The sequence below is a fragment of the Micromonospora sp. NBC_01655 genome (assembly GCF_026339755.1).
Taxonomy (GTDB): Bacteria; Actinomycetota; Actinomycetes; order Mycobacteriales; family Micromonosporaceae; genus Micromonospora.
In genome coordinates this window covers 209,314-227,828 of the sequence record NZ_JAPEQF010000001.1, presented here as the reverse complement: position 1 = coordinate 227,828, position 18,515 = coordinate 209,314, and the positions used below count along the sequence as shown (strand labels likewise).

22 protein-coding genes are annotated in these 18,515 nt (G+C 75.4%); 5 read left to right on the top strand and 17 right to left on the bottom strand.

Annotated features, from left to right (window positions below; translation table 11 throughout):
* Positions 1-46: 46 nt before the first annotated feature.
* Positions 47-391, top strand: a complete 345-nt coding sequence (locus tag OOK41_RS01160) for a hypothetical protein (RefSeq protein ID WP_117667925.1) — start codon at positions 47-49, stop codon at positions 389-391.
* 174 nt (positions 392-565) lie between these two features.
* Positions 566-1,417 (top strand): Rieske 2Fe-2S domain-containing protein, encoded by an 852-nt coding sequence (locus tag OOK41_RS01155; RefSeq protein ID WP_117668013.1) that lies wholly within the window; start codon positions 566-568, stop codon positions 1,415-1,417.
* Between the two features lie 186 nt (positions 1,418-1,603).
* Here the strand turns inward: OOK41_RS01155 and OOK41_RS01150 are convergent, their stop codons facing one another.
* The 12 genes from OOK41_RS01150 to OOK41_RS01095 all read right to left on the bottom strand — a co-directional run bounded on the left by OOK41_RS01150 (position 1,604) and on the right by OOK41_RS01095 (position 11,005).
* Positions 1,604-2,806 carry a LysM peptidoglycan-binding domain-containing protein gene (locus OOK41_RS01150; RefSeq protein ID WP_266262477.1) on the bottom strand — a complete coding sequence of 401 codons (1,203 nt, stop codon included), beginning with the start codon at positions 2,804-2,806 and terminating at the stop codon, positions 1,604-1,606.
* A 15-nt stretch (positions 2,807-2,821) separates the two neighbouring features.
* Positions 2,822-3,253 carry a pilus assembly protein TadG-related protein gene (locus OOK41_RS01145; protein ID WP_117667923.1) on the bottom strand — a complete coding sequence of 144 codons (432 nt, stop codon included), beginning with the start codon at positions 3,251-3,253 and terminating at the stop codon, positions 2,822-2,824.
* A complete protein-coding gene (locus OOK41_RS01140; RefSeq protein ID WP_266267706.1) occupies positions 3,250-3,765 on the bottom strand; it encodes a TadE/TadG family type IV pilus assembly protein in 516 nt (171 codons plus the stop codon). Before OOK41_RS01140 ends, OOK41_RS01145 begins: the two co-directional genes overlap by 4 nt.
* Positions 3,766-3,920: 155 nt before the next feature.
* Positions 3,921-4,331, bottom strand: coding sequence for a TadE/TadG family type IV pilus assembly protein (locus tag OOK41_RS01135; protein ID WP_117668011.1), 411 nt, complete (start codon positions 4,329-4,331; stop codon positions 3,921-3,923).
* A gap of 158 nt (positions 4,332-4,489) precedes the next feature.
* Positions 4,490-4,705 (bottom strand): hypothetical protein, encoded by a 216-nt coding sequence (locus tag OOK41_RS01130; protein WP_266262476.1) that lies wholly within the window; start codon positions 4,703-4,705, stop codon positions 4,490-4,492.
* A 29-nt stretch (positions 4,706-4,734) separates the two neighbouring features.
* Positions 4,735-5,604, bottom strand: a complete 870-nt coding sequence (locus OOK41_RS01125; RefSeq protein WP_266267705.1) for a type II secretion system F family protein — start codon at positions 5,602-5,604, stop codon at positions 4,735-4,737.
* Between the two features lie 46 nt (positions 5,605-5,650).
* Positions 5,651-6,559, bottom strand: a complete 909-nt coding sequence (locus tag OOK41_RS01120; RefSeq protein WP_266262475.1) for a type II secretion system F family protein — start codon at positions 6,557-6,559, stop codon at positions 5,651-5,653.
* Positions 6,556-8,109 carry a CpaF family protein gene (locus OOK41_RS01115; protein ID WP_266262474.1) on the bottom strand — a complete coding sequence of 518 codons (1,554 nt, stop codon included), beginning with the start codon at positions 8,107-8,109 and terminating at the stop codon, positions 6,556-6,558. Before OOK41_RS01115 ends, OOK41_RS01120 begins: the two co-directional genes overlap by 4 nt.
* Complete coding sequence (locus OOK41_RS01110) at positions 8,099-8,899, bottom strand: ParA family protein (protein ID WP_117667919.1); 801 nt, start codon at positions 8,897-8,899, stop codon at positions 8,099-8,101. The genes OOK41_RS01115 and OOK41_RS01110 overlap by 11 nt, the downstream gene beginning before the upstream one ends.
* Before the next feature lie 2 nt (positions 8,900-8,901).
* Complete coding sequence (locus tag OOK41_RS01105; protein WP_117667918.1) at positions 8,902-9,558, bottom strand: SAF domain-containing protein; 657 nt, start codon at positions 9,556-9,558, stop codon at positions 8,902-8,904.
* The gene (locus OOK41_RS01100; protein ID WP_243639437.1) at positions 9,555-10,412 is read right to left on the bottom strand and encodes a hypothetical protein; all 858 of its coding nucleotides are present in this window, start codon (positions 10,410-10,412) and stop codon (positions 9,555-9,557) included. Before OOK41_RS01100 ends, OOK41_RS01105 begins: the two co-directional genes overlap by 4 nt.
* 131 nt (positions 10,413-10,543) lie before the next feature.
* Complete coding sequence (locus tag OOK41_RS01095) at positions 10,544-11,005, bottom strand: hypothetical protein (protein ID WP_243639435.1); 462 nt, start codon at positions 11,003-11,005, stop codon at positions 10,544-10,546.
* Between the two features lie 703 nt (positions 11,006-11,708).
* On the opposite strand from OOK41_RS01095, the gene OOK41_RS01090 reads away from it, so the two are divergent.
* On the top strand, positions 11,709-12,545 hold the full coding sequence (locus OOK41_RS01090) for an A24 family peptidase (protein WP_243639416.1): 837 nt from the start codon (positions 11,709-11,711) through the stop codon (positions 12,543-12,545).
* A gap of 13 nt (positions 12,546-12,558) precedes the next feature.
* Here OOK41_RS01090 and OOK41_RS01085 read toward each other — a convergent pair whose 3' ends face one another.
* Both OOK41_RS01085 and OOK41_RS01080 read right to left on the bottom strand, forming a co-directional pair.
* A complete protein-coding gene (locus OOK41_RS01085) occupies positions 12,559-13,185 on the bottom strand; it encodes a phosphatase PAP2 family protein (protein ID WP_266262473.1) in 627 nt (208 codons plus the stop codon).
* A 126-nt stretch (positions 13,186-13,311) separates the two neighbouring features.
* Positions 13,312-13,791, bottom strand: a complete 480-nt coding sequence (locus tag OOK41_RS01080) for a hypothetical protein (protein ID WP_117667913.1) — start codon at positions 13,789-13,791, stop codon at positions 13,312-13,314.
* 167 nt (positions 13,792-13,958) lie between these two features.
* On the opposite strand from OOK41_RS01080, the gene OOK41_RS01075 reads away from it, so the two are divergent.
* Positions 13,959-14,810: an SAM-dependent methyltransferase gene (locus tag OOK41_RS01075; protein ID WP_266262472.1), complete on the top strand. Its 852-nt coding sequence runs from the start codon at positions 13,959-13,961 to the stop codon at positions 14,808-14,810.
* Here the strand turns inward: OOK41_RS01075 and OOK41_RS01070 are convergent, their stop codons facing one another.
* The 3 genes from OOK41_RS01070 to OOK41_RS01060 form a co-directional block, all read right to left on the bottom strand.
* Positions 14,811-15,407 (bottom strand): FHA domain-containing protein, encoded by a 597-nt coding sequence (locus OOK41_RS01070; protein ID WP_117667912.1) that lies wholly within the window; start codon positions 15,405-15,407, stop codon positions 14,811-14,813.
* Between the two features lie 16 nt (positions 15,408-15,423).
* Complete coding sequence (locus OOK41_RS01065; protein WP_266262471.1) at positions 15,424-17,361, bottom strand: protein kinase; 1,938 nt, start codon at positions 17,359-17,361, stop codon at positions 15,424-15,426.
* 134 nt (positions 17,362-17,495) lie between these two features.
* A complete protein-coding gene (locus tag OOK41_RS01060; protein ID WP_117667910.1) occupies positions 17,496-17,756 on the bottom strand; it encodes a hypothetical protein in 261 nt (86 codons plus the stop codon).
* Positions 17,757-17,965: 209 nt separating this feature from the next.
* On the opposite strand from OOK41_RS01060, the gene OOK41_RS01055 reads away from it, so the two are divergent.
* Positions 17,966-18,502 carry a hypothetical protein gene (locus OOK41_RS01055; protein WP_266262470.1) on the top strand — a complete coding sequence of 179 codons (537 nt, stop codon included), beginning with the start codon at positions 17,966-17,968 and terminating at the stop codon, positions 18,500-18,502.
* Positions 18,503-18,515 lie beyond the last annotated feature (13 nt).

Below are 18,515 nucleotides of genomic sequence, written 5' to 3'. Positions count from 1 at the left end.
GACGACAGCCCTCGGTTACCGGCCGGCTACGTACGGGAGGATCTTCATGCGTGCCACCGTCAGGGTCCTGCTCGCCTCCGTCCTCACCACCCTCGGCCTGACCGCTGCCGTCGCCACCCCGGCCCTGGCCAGCGCCCCCGCGCCCTTCTGCGAGTCCGGCGCGTCGCAGTTCTACTGCGACGCCACCAGCACCGGCACGACGACCTGGACCGTCACCTGGTACTCGGGCAGCGTCGGCACCTTCACGACCGCCGGCTCGACCCTCTTCGCCGGCTGCCCGGCCTCCAACATCGGCCTGCCGGTGCGGGTCAGCTACAGCTACTTCGACGGCAGCGTGACCCAGTACAGCGACACCGGTAGGTTCACCTGCCGCAGCGGCCCCTGGCAGTAGCGGCGGGGTCCCGCGCCGCCGGAAGGTTCGGCCGCGCGGGACCCTCCGCCGGCACCCGGACGGGTGAGGTACGGCGGTGCCGGCCGCGTCCCCGGACGACCGGTCGACGCGTACGGCGACGGGCTCGTCACCGCCGCCCGGTTTGCGACCGCTCCTGCCGGGAAGTCGGACGGAATGCGGGCACTCTTGACGAGAATCGAACAGAATTCGGCGCTGGACCGGGTCGGGGACCGGTTGCAGCGTGCCGTTCAGGCCACCATCCGTCCGCAGCGGGTACGCGACCTGCTGCACGGCGTGTTCCTCGGGCATCCGCTGCATCCGGCGCTGGTGCAGGTGCCGGTGGGCTCCTGGATCAGCGCTGCCGTGCTGGACCTCATGCCCGGCCAGCGCCGGGCGGCCACCACACTGGTCGGGCTGGGCACGGTCAGCGCCCTCCCGGCGGCGGTCGCCGGGCTGAACGACTGGGCGGCCCTCGCCCGGGACCAGCGCCGGATCGGCCTGGTGCACGCCGCCGCCAACACCGTCGGCCTGGCCCTGTACGCGGGCTCGCTGGCGGCCCGGCTGCGTGGTCGGCACGGGACCGGGCGGGCGCTGGCGTACCTCGGGCTGACGGCGGCGAGCGCGGGGGCGTACGTCGGGGGGCACCTGGCGTACAAGCAGGGGGCACAGGTCAACCAGAGCGTGTCCGAGCTGCACCGGATCAGCGACGGCTGGCATCCGCTGGCGGACCTGGCCGGGCTGCCGCAGCGGAAGCTGGTCACCCGTGAGGTGGACGACGTCTCGGTGATCCTCTACCGGCACGGCGACGAGGTCACGGTGATGCTGGAGCGCTGCCCGCACCAGAGCGGCCCGCTCGGCGAGGGCGAGGTCACCGAGATCGACGGGCACGCCTGCGTGGTCTGCCCGTGGCACGGCAGCGCGTTCCGGCTCAACGGCGGCGAGGTCGTGCACGGGCCGTCCGGGAACGACCAGCAGATCCTGCCGACCCGGGTGGTCGACGGGGTGCTACAGACCCGCCTGCCCTGAGCGTTCCCGCCCCGCCCACGCCCCCGCCACCGCGCCGCCACCGCCACCGCGCCGCCCCCGTCGCCCCGCCGGGCCCGTCGCCCCGCACTTTCACGGAATGTGTGGCATCGGCGCGCGCCATGGCCACACATTCCGTGAAAGTGCGCGCAGGGGAGGGGGCCGGGTGCGTGGGCGGGGTGGTCGGGGTCAGCCCCGGCGGTGCCGGCCGGAGACCAGGGACCGTGCGCCGGCGGCGGCCCGGGCGACGGCCGGCCGGCGGCGCAACCCGAGGACCGCGCCGATCTGCGCCCCGACGATGCTGGCCACTGCGAGCACCGCCGAGACCGCGAGCGGCCGGTTCACCTGGTCCTCATCGCCCGCCCGGGAGGCTCCGGCGGCCATCGCCGGCTGCGGCCCGGTGGGCGGCTGGGCCACCTGCTGGGTGCCGCGGGTCGACCCGGCCGACGGATGGGCGGCCGACGGCGCGGGTGCCGGCCGGGTGGCCCGCGGCGTCACGGGCGGCGTCGCCGCCGGGGTCGTGGGTGCCTCGGCTCCCGGCGGGGACGTGGGTGTCCCGGCGGCTGGCGGGGTCGCGGGTGCCTCGGCTGCCGGCGGGGGAGTGACCGCGCCGCCGGGGGCGGGGGCCGTGGGCCGGACCACCAGCCGGCCGGTGGCGTGCGTACGGGCCCCGGCGTCGGCCGCGCCCTCGGGGAGCCTGATGAGCTGCCCCGGGCGGATCCGGTCGGGGTCGTGCAGCCGGTTCAGCTTCGCCACGTCCCGGTACCGGTCGAAGTCGTCGAGGTAGCGCTCGGCGACCTCGCCCAGGTAGTCGCCCTTCGCCACCCGGTACACGGTCGGCTGAGCCGGGTCGGGGAGCTGGGCCGCCGTGGTGACCACGACCGGCGACGCCGGCCGCGCGCCGACCGGGAGCGTCGTGGTGACCGCGCGCGCCTCGGCCGCCGCGACGACGGCCGGCTGTGCCGCGGTCGGGTGCGGGCCGGCCAGCACCGTCGCCGCGCTGGCGGCGGCCGGGCTCGCCGCGATGATCAGGGCCACCGACCCGACCAGCGCCGCCGCGGCCCGCTGCTGCCGGCCCATCCCGGGCAGCCGGGGCGCCGGCCGGCGCAGCGACTGCGCGCCCAACTCCACGAGCACCGAGAAGGCGAAGGTGGCCCAGCCGAACCAGCCGACCAGGGCCAGCGCCCGCAGGAAGAGCTGACCGTCGTCCCGGCTGGTCAGCGTGGTGCCGATCTCGGCGAGCGTGGGTACGTGGTCGGGCAGCGGGTTGCCGGCGAACGCGATCAGCGCCACCGGCCCCCCGACCAGCACCGCGATCAGCACGACCAGCGCGCCGAACCCGGTGAGAACCTGTCCGGTCCGCCGTGCGGCGGAGCGACCCGGTGCGGCCATGGCGTGCCTTCCTTCCTACGGGCCCTCGGTGAGGGCCCGCGCGGTGGCCTCACCGGAGACGGTGACGGTGTTGCCGAAGCCGAAGAAGCCGAGCATGTACCGGTCGTAGGTGACCGTGACGTGCACCCGGACGAGGGTCTCCCCGCCGACGACCGGGAACTCGACGGACGAGGCCGTCACCCCGGCCGCGTCGAGGTAGCTGTCCACTGCGGCCCTGGCGGCCACCTGGTCGATCACCTTGGGCCCGCCCTCGATGGCCTTCGCCCGGTCGATGGACTGGCCACCGGTCCGGGCCGCCTCCGCGGCCAGGTTGTCGGCCCGCTGCATGGACCGCAGTTGCCCGGCGCCGTCGAAGGCCAGCCCGATGATCGCGAGGACGCCGATCATCCCTGCCGCGAGGAACAGGCTGACCCGGCCGTCGTCGCCGCGGAGCCGGCGGGCGGTCACGACCGGCTCCGGTAGCGGTCCAGTGGGGAGGTGAAGGCGGCCGAGATCGTCCGGCTGGACGGCATCGCCGGCAGCAGCGACAGCTCGATGTCGGTGAAGGAGACCGTGCAGGCCACCCGCACGGTGACGGCGGCGGGGTCGCCGGGGTCGCTGGCGAATGCCTCGTCGAAGCTGACCGCCACGCCGTCGACCGAGCCGCTGAAGGTGAGCGCCGGCTGGCCGGCGCAGTTCGCCCGCTGCCAGTCGAGCTGGTTGTTCGCGGCGGCCAGGGCCTGCTGTCGGGCGGTGGTGGCGTCCCGGGAGATGGAGGCGGCCCGGGCGGCGTCGTGCGCCGCCGACTGGATCGCCTCCTGGGCGATCGCCGTACGCCCGGCTACGCCGGCCAGCACGAGCAGCGCGAGGAACGCCGGGGCGAGCACGGCCACCTCGACGGCGACCGAGCCGCGATCGTCCCGCCGTGGGTGGCGGGCGGCGACCGGAGCGTGTTCGTGCCGTTGGGAGCCGGTGGCCAACGGACCACCCCGGTCCCGTCCCGGGCGGTGGGCGGCGTCCGGGTCGCCGTCGGGGCGGCGCCGGCCGCGGACCACGGTCCGCGCGTACCGCAGGAGCCGGGCGGCCCGGAATCGGCGCCGCTCGCCGGCCGGCACGGCAGGCACCCGCACATCGCTCATCCCGTCGTCCACCGTTCGACCGTGCCGTGGGCGGTCTGCCGCACCGGGAACTCGACCCACGGGATGACCGACAGGGAAGTGCCGGTCACCGTGCAGGTCACCTCCGTGGCGGCCGTCTGGCAGTCGGGCCCCGGCGCGTCCCAGCCGACCAGCCAGTCGCCGGCAGAGCTGAGGAAGTCGGTCGCCCGCTGTGCCCCGGCCCCCTCCGGGGCCTGGTGGACGCGCTGGGCGTTGACCGCGCTCTGCGCGGCGTTCAGCGCGGTGGCCCGGGCGACGAACCAGGCGGCGGCCTGGATCGAGGCGAAGAGCAGCACCAGGATCGCCGGCATCACGACGGCCAACTCCACCGGGTTGGCGCCCCGCTCGGCCGGGCCGTCGGCGAGTCTCCGTCGGGCCCCGGCCAGCAGCCCTCGGGGCGCCTCCCCGGTTGGCCGCCGTACGCCGTCGCGCGCCCACCCGCCCGGTCGCCGCCGTACGCCGTCGCCCGCCCGCCCCGGTGCGCGCAGGCCGGTGGGCCGGTCGGCGGGTGCCGACCGGCTCCGGTCCGCGCGGGCGGGGCGGCCCGTCACGGTTTCGGGGCCTGCGGGGCGGTGTTGCTCGGGATGGCGTCCATCCAGTCTTTGGCCTTGGCCAGGGCGAGGCCGGTGACCGCCATGGCGACCGCGACCAGGCCGAAGATGATCACGGCGGTCGGTACCGGGCTGTCGCCGCGCTCGCCGTCGCGGCGCAGCTCGGTCAGCCGCGTCGTCAACGCGATGTGCAGATAGGCGATGAGGTGCATGACGTGCTCCTTCGAACTGGGGAGGGGGTTCACAACCGGGCGAGGAACGGGTAGACGGCGAAGCCGAGCAGCACGAAGACCAGCAGCGAGCCGGGGATGTCCAGCCGGCTGGTGACCGCCTCGGCCCGGGCCAGGTTGTCGGTGCGGATCTGGTCGCGCAGCGAGTCGGCCCGGCTGCGCAGCGTCTCGTGTACCTGCGCCCCCTCGCTGCCCGAGGAGCGCATGATCGCCCCGACGTCGCCCAGCTCCGGGATGCCGATCTTGTCGGCAAGTTCGCGCAGCTCGTCCCAGGGCGAGTGCATCTGCATCTGGGCGATCCGCAGCGACTCCCGGATCCGGTCGAAGACCCAGCCGTCGCAGACCGCCGCGGCCCGCTCCAGGGCCTGCACCGGGCCGTGCGCGGCGGAGAGCTGCAACGCCACCAGGTCCAAATAGGTGCAGACCGCCTGGCGGAACTCGCACCGGGCGGCGTCCGCGCGGGTCAGCACGCTGCGGTGCGCCACCAGGGCGGCGACCAGCGCCATCCCCAGGCTTCCCAGCAGCGGTACGACCACCGGCACGGACACCCCGCCGAGGAAGAGCACCGCACCGGCCAGGGTCGGGGTGACCAGGCCGATCAGTGCGGAGAGCAGCAGGGACAGGGCGTACTGCTCCGGGGTGCGGTCGATCAGGGCGAGCTGCCGGTGCGGCGGACGCAGCCAGCGGGCCAGCCCGCCGACCCAGTCGAGGTGCTGCGCACCGCTCGCGGCGGTCCGGCCGGTGCCGGCCGGCTGGTGCAGCCGGCGCAGGGCGGGGCCGAGCGCCGGGGCGGCCGGCAGCGCCTCCCGGACCACCAGGAACACCCCGAGCCCCACCGCCGCGCCGCCGCAGACGGCGACGGTGAGCTGCCAGTTGAGGATCAAGGGTGCCGCCTTTCGTTCGCGACTGCGGGGCTCGCAGGCTCACTCACGCGATCGCCTCCGTCGGGTCGGGGGCGGGCAGGAACCGCGCCGGCCGGGGCGGCTGGCTCATCGCCCGCACCCAGGCCAGCAGCCCGATGAACGCCCCGCCGAGCACGGCCATCACGAGCTGACCCACCGGCGTGCCGTACGGGCGGACGTACTCGGCGTTGACCAGGCCGTATGCCAGGGTCAGCAGGGTCATCCCGGTGAGGAAGCGGACCGCGAACCGGGGCTGGGTGCGTTTGGCCTCGATCTCGCGGCGGGTGGCCACCTCGGCGCCGGCCGCGCTCGCGATGGAGCCCAGCACGTCGCCGAGCCGCTCGCCCCGGTCGGTCAGGTGCAGGATCAGTGCCGCCACCACCTGGTCGGCGACCGGGTCGCCGATCTCGTGGGCGAACGCGAGCAGGGCCGTCCGGGCCTGCCAGCCCGCCTGGAGCCGGGCGGCGAGCGTCCGTACCTCCTCCGCGATCTCCTCGGGCGCGGTGGCGATGGTGCCGAGGATGGCCTGCTGGAGGCCCTGGCCCGTGGACGAGACGTCCTTGAGTCGGCGGGTCCACTCGCCGACCGCCTCGATCCGGGCAATGGCCCGCTGCTCGGCGCGGCCGACCGCGAACAGCCACGGCGCGCCGGGCACCGCGACGGCGACCAGCAGGCCGACCACCGGCAGCCCGGTGAGCAGGAACGCCAGCGCACCGGCGAGCACCGCCCCGCCGAGCAGCGCCTGGTGGTTGCGCTGCTCCCGGGCGGTGCTGCCGGAGCCGAGCCAGAGCCGGCGCAGCCCGCCGCCCGGGCCCGCCCCCGGAGCCGGGCCGGCGGGCCGGGTGGTGCCGACCAGCGCCACCACCGCCAACACCAGGCCGGCCACGCACGCCGCGCCGGACACCACGGCGATCAGCTCGATGTTCGCGGTCACCGGGCCACCGGCCGCGCGCCGAGCCGGCTGTGCCGGGGACGCTGCCACGCCCCGGCCCCGGCCTCGATCCACCGGCCCAGCAGCCGGGCGTCGTAGCCCACCCGCAGGAGTTGGTCCCGGACGCGTTCGGGCAGGTGCCGGGGGATGGCCCGGCCGTCCGGTCCCGGACCGAAGACGCTGGTGGTGGTGATCCGGCTGCCCTCGCCGACCCCGATCACCTCCTCCACGTGGGAGACGAAGCGGTACTTGCGGCCGCCGATCGCGGTCTCGTCCTCGACGGTGACGTAGACGATCAGGTCGAGGGCGTTGCCGGCCATCCGGCGGGCCTGGTCGACGGTCATCTCCCGGCCGTGCGCGAGCGCCAGCTCGACGATCCGCTCGCCCACCCCGGCGGGGGTACGGGCGTGGATGGTGCACATCGACCCGCGGCTGGTGGTCATCGCCTGGAGCATCGGCACGATCTCCCGGGACCGCACCTCGCCGACGATGATCCGCAGCACGCCCATCCGCAGCGAGACCGGGATCAGGTCGGCGATGCTCACCTCGCCGGCCGGGCGGCCGTCCAGCCCGCGCTCGCCGTGCCCCTCCCGGGCCTCGAAGCTCATCACCGCCCGGTGCTTGTGCCCCCGGCGGGCGGGCAGCAACTCCCGGCTCTCCTCCAGCAGCACGTACGGCTCGTCGGCCGGGATCTCGTCCATCAGCGCCCGGATGACGGTGGTCTTCCCCGCCCCGGCCAGCCCGGCGACCATGATGTTCAGCCCGGCCCGCATGGACGCACGCAGGAAGTCGCGCAGCAGCGGGTCGATCATCTCGTCCAGATCGCCCCGGCCGCCGGCGATGTCGTCGAGGCTCACCTCAAGGGTGTTGTGCTTGCGGATCACCGCGTACGGGCGGTGGCTGACCAGGAACACGGCGGCCAGCCGGCTGCCGTCGGGCAGTTGCAGGTCCAGAGTGGGCTTCGAGGTGGACAGCGACCGCTCGGTCGCCCCGGCCCGGCGGGCCGCCGCCTGAAGGATCTCCACCAGCTCGTCGTCGCTGTCGGCGATCGGGTCGGCCCAGTCGACGCCGCCACCGTGCCGGGTGATGCGCACCTGGTCGCAGCCGAGGATGTGCACCTCCTCGATGGTGTCGTCGACCAGCAGCGTCTGGAGCCGCCCGAGGCCGACCAGCTCGGCGGTCACCTGGTCGAGCAGCAGCCGCTCCTCACCGGCGGGCATCGGGGTGCCGGCCCGGCGGACCGCGTCGGCGTAGTCGGCGACCACCGCGACGGCGAGCCGGGCCCGCTCGACGTCCTCGGCGTCGGCGTCGAACTCCCGGCCGCGCTGCCACAGCGTGAGCCGTTCGCTCAGCTCCCGGCGCAGCTCCCGGACCACGGCGAAGTCGACCCGAGGCCGGGGCGGCGGCGGGGCTACGGGCGGCGGGGCGACGCCGGCCGGCGGCTGGGTCTGGTGGTGGTGCCCGTTCGGGGCCGGCGGCAGCGGCGGCGCGATGGAGGTCGCGCCCGGCTGCTGCGGGACCCGGGGGTCGTGTGACACCGGCTCAAACCGCATCCGGCACCCCTCGGGCAGCCGGCCAGGCCAGCCGGGCCCGCCGGCGGTCCAGCAGCGCCCGGATCGGCACCTCCAGGGCGCCGGCCGCGCGCGTCAGGGGCCGTCCGGCCCGCACGGTGCCGCCGAGGGTGAGCACCTCTGCGGTACGTGGGTCCTCCGGCAGCCGCGCGATCACCGGCAGCCGCAACGCCTTGCTGATCTCGCCCGGGCCGTGTCCGTCGCCGATCGGCAGCAGCCGCAGCGTGCCGGGCGGCACCCGGTGCTCGGTGAAGTCCCGCTCGATCGCCCGGATCATGGACCGGGCGGCGGAGAGGTCGGGCAGCTTCGCCCGGGTGACCAGGAGGACCACCGCGGCGGCGCGCAGGATCGGCCACGGCGGGCCGGCCACCTGGAGCCGTCCGCAGTCGACGAGCACGTCGTACGGGGGCTGGCCGCGTTCCAGGTCGAGGAAGAAGTCGGCGAACCGGTGCCAGAGCGGGGTGACGCTGCCGGCCTGTGCCGGGTCGACGACGCCGGGCAGCAGCAGCCGCTCCCGGCGGGGCGCGTCGAGGTCGACGAGCTGGGACCAGAACGCGGACTCCAGGCTCCCGTCGCGCAGCTCCCCGACGGCCAGCTCGCCGATGCCCCGGGGGCCGTCCAGCACCCCGCCGAGGTAACCGGCGAGGACCGACCCGCCGGACGGGTCGCACTCGGCGAGCACCAGCCGCCGGTGCCAGGTCAGGGCGCAGGCCAGCGCGGTGGTGGTGACGCCGGGCGAGCCCTTGGCCGAGACCAGCGCGATGATGGCCATGGTCAGGCCGACCCGGTCAACACGACCGCGATCCGGTCCTGGGCGGCCAGCGCCACGATGGCCGGCACGTCCCGGGCGGTGAGCGCCACGTAGACCACGACGCTGCTGCTGCTCGGCGTGGCCGTGTCGATCACGGTGGCCTCGAACCGGGTGCTGCCGGCGCTCTGCCCGTTGGCGTTGCGGTTCGGGGTGCTGACCAGCAGCACCCGGTCGCCGGGGTGCAGCCGCTTCGCCGGCACCTGGCCCGGGGAGAGGTCGAGGGAGATCTGCTGCTGGCCGGGGCCGAGCAGCGGGTCGTCGGTGAGCTGGGCGGGGGTGAGCAGGGTGCCCGGGGCCAGCGCGACGGCCGCCCGCTTGCCGACCACCTCGTTGAGCTGTCCCGCCGGCACCGGCCGCAGCCCCTGCCCGCCGGCCACCTGCACGGTGACCAGGTCGTCGGCGCTGAGCGTCCGGCCCACCTCGACCGGCCGGGCCACCGCGAGGTAGCTGCCGGTGGCCCGGACGGAGGTGACCGCGAACGCCGCGCCGAGGCCGCCGAGGGCGATCAGCAGCACCGCGAGGCCGAGCAGGCCGGGGCGGACCCGGCGCTGCCGGAGCACCTTGGGCGGGGCGATGGGGGCGTCCACCGGCCCCGTGCCGTTGCGCGTCGCCAGACTCACCGGGTCACCACCTGAAGCTCGTCGATCTCGATCTGGACCGTGCCGCTGGTCCGGGTCTGGGGGATGTCGCCGCTCTGGTCACCGCCGACCCAGTGCACGTTCCAGAAGGTGGTGGCGCTGACCCGGTACGTGCCGGCCCTGGGGTAGCCGCTGTCGTAGCCGCAGTCGGGAGAGGGCTGGCCGGCCTGCGGGCCGTCCGCCGAGTACGGGGTGCCGGGGCCGTCGCAGGTCTTCTGCTCGCCGTTGCCCAGGTCCCAGACGATCCGGTCCACGGTGGCGGTGATGGTCACCGTCAGCCCTCGGTCCGACGCCGAGGCGGTCAGCGGGCCGAAGTAGCCGGCACCCGGGCTGGCCCACATCCACACCGGCAGGCCGACCAGGCCGGGGCCCTTGTCCTTGCGCGGGGCGACCGCCGCCCGGGGCGGGAGCAGCGAGATCGAGGCGAGCGCGCGGCGGGCCAGCTCCTCCGGGTCGGGCGGGGTGCCGAAGCCGGGCGGCGGGGCGTCCAGCAGTTCGTCGCGGATACTGCCGATGTCCCCGCCGTTGCAGGTGAGCTCGTACCACTGCTTGCCCTCGGGGGCGGGTAGCTGCGGCTGCTTCAGCTTGTAGTAGCAGCCGTCGCCGTTGTTGAACCAGCCGAGGACGTCGTCGTAGCAGGGCAGGGTCCTGCCGTTCCACTGGCACTTGCCGGCCGGCCCGTCGTTGCCGCCCCCGCCGCCGCCGGGGTTCCCCCCGCCGCCCGGGGTGCCCGGGTCGTCGTCCCAGATGTTGCAGTCGTTCTGGCCGATGGGGCACTCCACCCCGCCACCCCGGGCCGCCGCCGCGACGGTGGCGGTGGGCGGGGCGACCGCGATCGCGAGCAGGAGGGCAAGGCCGGTCCCGGCGAGCAGCCGCCCGGGACGCGGGCCGGGGAGCCGGCGGCGGGCGGGCCGCGGACGCGCCGCGCCGCGCCGACCGGGGGCCGCGACCGCCCGTTCGTCCCGGGTCAGCACGGCTGGTCCTCGAAAGCCGCGCCGGAGCTGATCAGCCACCGGCCGTCCGGGTACCGGGTGGCCGTGGCGGTGGCCAGGTGCCGGCCGCCGCCCGAGCCGGGCACCACCTTCTTCGTCTTCGTGTAGACCAGCCGGTAGCCGGTGGCGTCCACGCAGTCCTGGATCTCCACGGTGGCCGGGACGCCGTCCAGGCTCACGGCGGTGACGGTGGGATCGGAAACGAGCGTTCCGGTACGCATGGCACCGTGCTCCTTCGCGTCGCGAATTGCTATTCGGACCCGGGTCAGCAATGGATCCGCCAGGAACCTGGTCAGTTCCGGGTGGAACGGATCGCTGCGCCGGTTCGCCGTCCGGGACGCCGCGAGATATCCGGAATAGGCGGTGAGTGCCGCTTGTCGGGCCGCCTGTTCCTCCGCCGCCGAACGGGTCGGGGTCGCCCTCGGTGGTGCCGCCAGGGGCTGCGCCGTAGCCTCGGGTTCCGTGCCGCAGGCAGCGACCGGGCCGGTCGCCAGGACCGCGACCAGGAAGATCGTCCATCGGCCGGGGTGCCGTGCTCGCAACGCCGCGCCTCCTAGCTGGCGACCCGGGCGGACGGCGCGCCGACCGCCACCGGGCGTGCGGCAACTGGCCGGATGATGTCATCCGGACCCGGTTTCGTCACCGCGGTATTTGCCTGTGCTGATCTTTGAAAAGCCGTGAACCGATGTCCTCGCGTTGCCTCCGACGCTGCTTGCGGGGTTGCGTCGTCCTCAAGGGGCGAGCATAAGCTGACGCCTGCCGATGCAACAGAGGCAATTCATACGAATACTCTCAGTGATGGGTGGGTGGTGGCCGGAATGGTGCGGGCAGATGCCGGGCGTCGCGGGTCGGGGCCGTCCCCGGGTTGCGCCGTGATGGCCGTCACATCGGTTGCGAGTGTGGGGTGTGTCGTCCTTTCGGCCGGTCAGCCGGCCCGCTCCGGGAGGGTCAGTCCGAAATGTCCGCCGGTCGGGGCGTTGCCCACACCCGGCGGACGGCCCCGCCGGCCAGCCGGCGGGGCTGGGCCGCAGCGGGGCGCGGCGGTGCCGGATTCGGCGTCATCCGCTACACCAGGGCGAACCGATGGTGACTCAACGTGTCGACCCCGACCCGGCCGCTCGGCCGCCCCGGGAGCCGGGCATGCCCGCTGACCGCCCACCCCGGCCTCCGGCGGCACCCGTCGAGCCGGCCGCGCCCGTGCCGGTCGAGCCGCTGAGCACGGCGGAGCCGAAGACTGCCGCCGTGCCGCGCGGGCGGCCGTGGGTGCGCCTGGTGGCGGCCCTGGCCGTCGCCCCGGTGCTCCGCCTCGCCGTCGCCCGGTACGCCGTACCGCCCGGGGAGCCGGACCGGACGGGCTGCCCGACCTGCGGCACGCCGCTCACGCTCGACCGGCCCTGGCCGGCGCTCGGCCCGGCGGCCCGCTGCCCGGCCTGTCGGTCCCGGGTCGGCGCGCCACCCGGCACGGTCGAGGTCGCCGTGCTCGCGGCGCTGGCGGTGCTCGTGTCGGTGGGCGGGTCGCCTGGCGAGCGGGCGGCCCTGGCGTGGTGGCTCGGCTGGGCGGTGCCGTTGGTCTTCGTCGACGCGGCCGTGCACCGGCTGCCCGACCGGCTCACCTGGCCGGCGGCCGTCGGCGGCCAGGCGCTGCTCGGGTTGGCCGCGCTGGCCGTGGGGCCCGCCCCCTGGCTGCGGGCGGCGGCGGCCGGGGCCGGCCTGGCGCTTTGCTTCGCCGCCACCACCCTGGTGCTCGGGCGGCGCGGCTTCGGCCTCGGCGACGCCAAGCTGGCCCTCGGGGCGGGCGCGCTGCTCGGCTGGTACGGCTGGCCCGTCCTGGTGCTCGGGGTGCTGGTGACGTTCACGCTCTCCGCGCTGACCAGCCTGGCGCTGCTGCTGGCCCGCCGGGTCCGCTGGTCCAGCCACCTGCCGTTCGGCCCGTTCCTGGTGCTCGGCACGGTCGCCACCCTGCTCCTCGTCCGCTGACCAGGCTCTTCCGTCAGTGGCCCCGGGCGGCGTCGGCCACCGGGCGGTCGGCCCGGCGCTCCCGGTGGCGCAGCACCCCCGCGACCGGTCGGGCCAGCAGCGGGGTGCCGACGGTGACCACGAGCGCGCCGAGGAGCAGGCCGGCGACCACGTCGTGCGGGTAGTGCACCCCGACGAAGGTGCGGGAGAACGCGGCGAGCACGGCCAGCGGGACCGCGTACCAGGCGAGTCGGGGGGAGAGCAGCAGGATGGCGGCGGCCAGCGCGCCGGCGATCGTCGAGTGGTTGCTCGGGAAGGACCAGTCACCCACGGGTGGGCAGTGCCCGGCGACGATCACCAGATCGGCCGGGGTGCGGCAGGGGCGCTCCTCGTCCACCAGCGTCTTGAGCAGCTCGCTGCCGCCGTACGCGAGGACGACCGCGACCGGCGCGGCCACGGCGAGCGCGAGGCTGCGCGGCCCGGCGCCCAGCCTCGGCAGGGCCGCCACCACGAACAGGAGCCCGAGCAGGATGATCGACCACTCGGTGAAGTGCGCGGCGAACCACTGCACCGCGGCGGGCGTGCCGTCCGCGAAGTCGACGATGTCGCGGTACCAGTCGACGCTGAACTGCGGGACATCCGACAAGACCCCATAAACCATGTCTCAACCTACCAAGTGTTCATGTTCCGTTCACCTGATCACACGGTAGGAGACCGAGCCGGATCCCCGCAGCGGACGAACGTCAGGTGGCCGCTGCGACCAGGGTCGGAGCCGGTCCGGGGCAGCTCACCCCTGGCCGGGTGCCGGCCGGGGCACGCCGCCCGACATCCGCTCGACGACCTCCTCCAGCGCCTCGAAGGCGTACGCCCAGTTGTGGCACTTGAAGCTGCGCAGCCCATCGATGGGCGTCCGGCAGTCGGCGCAGTGCACCCCGGCGATCGCGTCCGGCACCTCCGTGTTGACGTACCTGCGGTCGCCGAGGATCACCCGGGCGATCATCGCCGGGTCGTGCACGCCGTGCAGCGCCGACGAGACGATGTCGAGCCAGGTGATCCGCCGACCGCACTTCGGGCAGTCCGGCTCGTCACCGCTGACCCACAGCGGCGCCCCGATGCTGCGCGCCGGCATCCCGAGCAGCTTCTCGACCCGGCGGACGTCGTGCTCCGGGGTCACCCAGCGATGCCGGCCGGGCAGCGAGGCCGGTGAGTCGTACACGGCGCGGAACAGCACGGGGTCGACCTCGACGGTCTCTCGCTGACGGGTCATCGCGTACCTCCTCGACCTGGCGACGCCGACCTGGCCGGCGCCGCAGCCCCACCGTCGTCGCGGACGGACGACGGACACAACCGGATCAACGACACGCGGGCTCGCTGGCGGTCGTGCGGGTGCTAGACATTCAGGGCGCGACCAGAGCCACCCCAGTGGAGGACACCGTGACCAGCGAGCCGGCACCGACCGCATCCGACGTGGGGACGAGCGACGCCACCGGCGCCGGGGTGCCCGGGACAGCCGGGACGGGCGCCGAGAACCGGCCGAACGTCGCCCGGATGTACGACTACTACCTGGGCGGCTGCCACAACTTCGCCGTCGACCGGGCCGCCGCCCGGCAGGTGCTGGACATCTTCCCGGACACCGGCGTCGCCGCCCAGACCAATCGCGCGTTCCTGCGCCGCGCCGTCCGGTACGCCGTCGAGCAGGGCGTGCGGCAGTTCCTCGACATCGGCGCGGGGCTGCCCACCCAGGGCAACGTGCACGAGGTCGTGCAGTCCGTGGCCCCCGACTCGCGGGTCGTCTACGTCGACTACGACGAGGTCGCCGTCGCGTACGCCCGGCGGCTGCTCGGCGACGCGGCCCGCACGGTCGTGGTCCGGGGCGACCTGCGCCGGCCGGACGAGCTGCTGGCCGATCCCGACGTGACCGCGGCGATCGACCTGACCCGCCCGGTCGCCGTGCTGCTGGTGGCGGTGCTGCACTTCGTGCCGGACGCCGATGACCCGTATGCGGCGGTCGCCCGCCTGCGCGACGCCACCGCCCCGGGCAGCCACCTGCTGCTGTCCCACCTGACGCTCGACGGCGCGCCGCCCCTACCCGCCCAGCGGGGCCGGGAGGTCTACCAGCAGAGCACCGCCCAGCTGGTGCCTCGCACCCGCCCCGAAATCCTCCGCTTCTTCGACGGGTACGAGCTGGTCGAGCCGGGCCTGGCCTGGCTGGCCGACTGGCGGCCCGACGGCGAGCCGCGGGACGGGGTGTCGCACGGCTTCGGCGGGGTGGGCGTCCGCCGCTGATCAGGGTGACTGCTGGCCGGCCCCGCCGCGGCGCACCGCCTCGCTGGCCAGCCGCGACCGCCGCCGGTCCTCGTTGGAGGTCAGGGCGAACTTGTCGTACAGCCGGGACAGGTGCTTCTTCACGGCGCTCTCCGTGATGTGCAGGGCGGTCGCGATCGCGCGTACCGAGGGCGGCTCGGGGAACGGCTGGCCACCGGAGACGTACGGGCGGCAGAGCACCGTGACCACCTCCTGCTCGCGCGGGGTCAGGGCGGGCGGCGCGGGCGGCGGCTCGACGTGCAGGGTCCGGGTGCCGGGGTGCTCCGGCGGGGCGTGGAAGAGCAGCCGGGCCGGGCCGATCTCCACCCGGTCGCCGTCCCGCAGGATCTGCGCCTGACGCACCGGGCTGCCGTTGACCGTGGTGCCGTTGGTGCTGCCCAGGTCCCGGATCGACCAGCCGGACGGGTAGCGCTCGACCAGGGCGTGCAGGCGGGAGACGAGCTTGCTGTCGATGGGCAGCTCGTTGGTCTTCGCCCGCCCGATGGTCAGCGCGTCGGCGGTCAGCGGCACCAGCCGGACGCCGCCCGGGCCGTACACCTCGAAGTACCCTTCCGCCACCCGCGCCTCCGAACGGTCAGTCGCCGCAGTACGGCTCGGTCGTCGCGCTGGTCGGCACCGCGGTCCGTACGCTCGTCACGGTGGCGGTCGCCGTGGTGCAGCCGCCGGTCACCGGGAGCGGCTCGGTCCACAGCTCGAACGGCTGCCCCGTCGCCCGCTGCCGCGCCCCGGCCGGCCCGAGCGCGCCCTTCCTCCCGGGGCGGACCGCCAGGTCGACGTCCCAGGTGCCGCCGTCGGTCGCCGCGTTGTCCCGGTACTGCTTCCACACCCAGATGTACGCCATCGTGGCCCGGCAGGCCGGCGACCAGTACTGCTTCACCGAGATCGCGCGCAGGCCGCCGGCGTACCCGTACGCCGACGTGCCCACCTGGTAGGCGTCGTCGTAGCAGCGGCCCGGGGGCGCGTCGTCCCGGCTCGCCCGGCGCGGGTGGCCGGTGCCGACCACCCGGACGGTCACCGGGTCCGCCCGCCCGGTCACGCTCAGCGCCAGCACCGGCCGGCGCGGCCCCGGCTCACGGGGGGCGAAGACCAGCCGCACCTCGCACGACCGGCCGGGGGCCAGCGGCTGGGCCGTACAACTCTCGGCGGAGACCCGGAGGTCGCCGCCGTCGATGCCGGTCGCCGCCACCCGGTTCACCCGCACCGCCCGATCGCCCGGGTTGCGCACGGTCACCGGCTGCTCGGCGGAGTCCACGTTGACCTCCTGGTCACCGAAGGCCAGCTCCACCGGGACCTCGACCGGGTCCGGGGCCGGCAGGGCCGCCGACCAGCCGGTGGCCAGCACCGACACCAACGCGACCAGCGACCCGACGGCACGGGCCGGCGTGCGCCGGCGTACCCCGGTCGGCTGCCGGCCCTGCACGGTGGCGGTGAGGTCCAGGTCGAGGGCCGCCCGGCGGCGCGCGCTGAGCGAGAACCGGGGCCGGGGCGCAGCCTGGTCGCCGTCGGCGGCCGGGGCGTCGTCCGGCCACGGACCAGCGGCCCGCTCGTCCCCGCCGCCGGGCACGAGCGGGGTGACCGGCCGGCCGGTGCCGCGCTGCGCCCGCTGGAGATCCTCGGCGAAGGCCACCGCCGTCGGATGGCGCAGCGCCGGGTCCTTCGCCATCGCCCGCTCCAGCACCGCGCAGACCGCGTCGGGTACGCCGGCCGGCCGCAGGTCGGGCACCGGGTCGGCGGCGACCCGCCGGAGCAGCCGCGCCAGCGGTTCGGCGTCCGGCGGTTCCCCGCCCGGCGGCCCCTCGGCGAAGGCGGGGGTGCCCCGAATCCAGTGCAGCACCGACGACGCCAGCGCGTACACGTCCGAGGCGACCGAGGCCGGCTCGCCGCGCAGGATCTCCGGCGCGGCGTGCAACACGCTCGCGGTCACCCGGCGCCGCCCGGGGGCGGGCTCCGCCGCCCGGGGCCGGGCCAGCCCGAAGTCGGCCAGCTTCGGCTCGCCGTACCGGGAGATCAGGATGTTCTCCGGCTTCACGTCGCGGTGCAGCACGCCGGCCCGGTGCGCGGTCTCCAGCGCCCCCGCCACCGTGATCCCGCCGGACACCGCCGCCGGCCACCGCTGCGCCGCGGACTCCGCGCCGGGCCCGTCGCCCGCGCGGCCGGCGGCCAGCCGGTCGGCCAGCGAGCCACCCTCCTCGTACGCCATCAGCAGGTACGGGTTGCCGGCCGCCGTCCGCCCCGCCTGGTGCAGGGTCACGATGTGCGGGTGGTCGGAGAGCCGCCCCAGCACCCTGAGCTCGCGCTCGAAGCGGGCCCGGGACGGGCCGTGCCAGTCGGCGGCCAGCACCTTGACCGCCACCCAGCGGGAGAAGTCGGGCTGCCAGGCGCGGTAGACCACGCCGAAGCCGCCGCGGCCGATCTCCACCGCGTCCGTGCAGCCGGCCACGCCGAGGTCGAGCCCCGGGGCTCCCGCGACCTCCCCGGGGCGGTGGGGCGCCGACTGCTCTGTGTGGACCATGGAGGTCAATTATGACCGAGGGGTATGCCAGGATCGTCGTCCGCTACGGTCCGGTCACCGATCGACGGACCGTGCCGTGCACCACAGGGCGGGTAGCCGGTGGGGCCCGGTCGACGCCGGGCCCCACCCGACCGCTACGGCAGGTCCCGTGGGCAGACCGTCCGGTGCCAGGTGGAGTAGGCGGTACGGTCGCCGTACTCGAAGTTCTCCAGGCAGTGGCCGTACACGAGCATTCCGACCTGCACGGTCCTGCTGGCGTCCGAGTAGTAGATGAAGGTGATGCTCTCGTTGTCGTTGGGGTACGGCAGGGCCATGGCCGGGCTGGCCACGACCGCCGTGCTGCCGGCGACCGTCAGCAGGGTGGCCACGACGGCGTTCCGTACGAACTTCTTCAACTCAGGCACCTCTCGATCGGGCGGTCTGGATGCGTGAATGATAGTCGTTCATCGATATCCGGCCCAGGGGATGGACGCCGGCCCCGCCCCGGTCCCCCGGGAACTCGCCGACCCGGCAGACTGGGCGGATGGCGCTGGCGCACCGGGACACGGATGGCGTGACCGGGCTGCCGCCCGGGGCCACGGACAGGCAGGGTGAACCGGCTGGCATGACCGATCCAGACGACGGGGCACGGCTGGCCGCGTCACTGTCCGGCCGACTCGCCTCCCTGACCTTCGTGGACCTCACCACCGAGCAGCTCACCGAGCTGCTCATCGACACGATCGCCGACTGGGGCGCGGCGCAGGGCTGGCGGGTCTACCGGCGGGCGGCCAGCGTACTGCCGCTGCCGCCGCCGATGTCCGGGCAGCGATCCGTCATCGACATCGCCTGCGCCCGGCCCGCCGCGCCGCCCGTGGTGATCGAGGTCGACCACACCGACCGACGCCGTACGGTCGAGAAGCTCCTCGCCGAGGCCGCCGCCGGGCGGGTACCGATCTGGGTCCGATGGGGGACCCGTGGCTTCGTCACCCCACCGGAACCGGTCCGGATGGTCACCGTCACGGTCACCGCGCGGCGCAGCGAGGCGGGCGTGCGGCTGCACTCCCGCCAGCCGGCGCGGCAGCTCCCGCCGCCGGAGCACCGCGCCGCGCCGGTCACCGCCGGCCCACCGGACCCCCTCTTCGACCCCACCGGCGGAAGTTGACACGGCTGCCCGG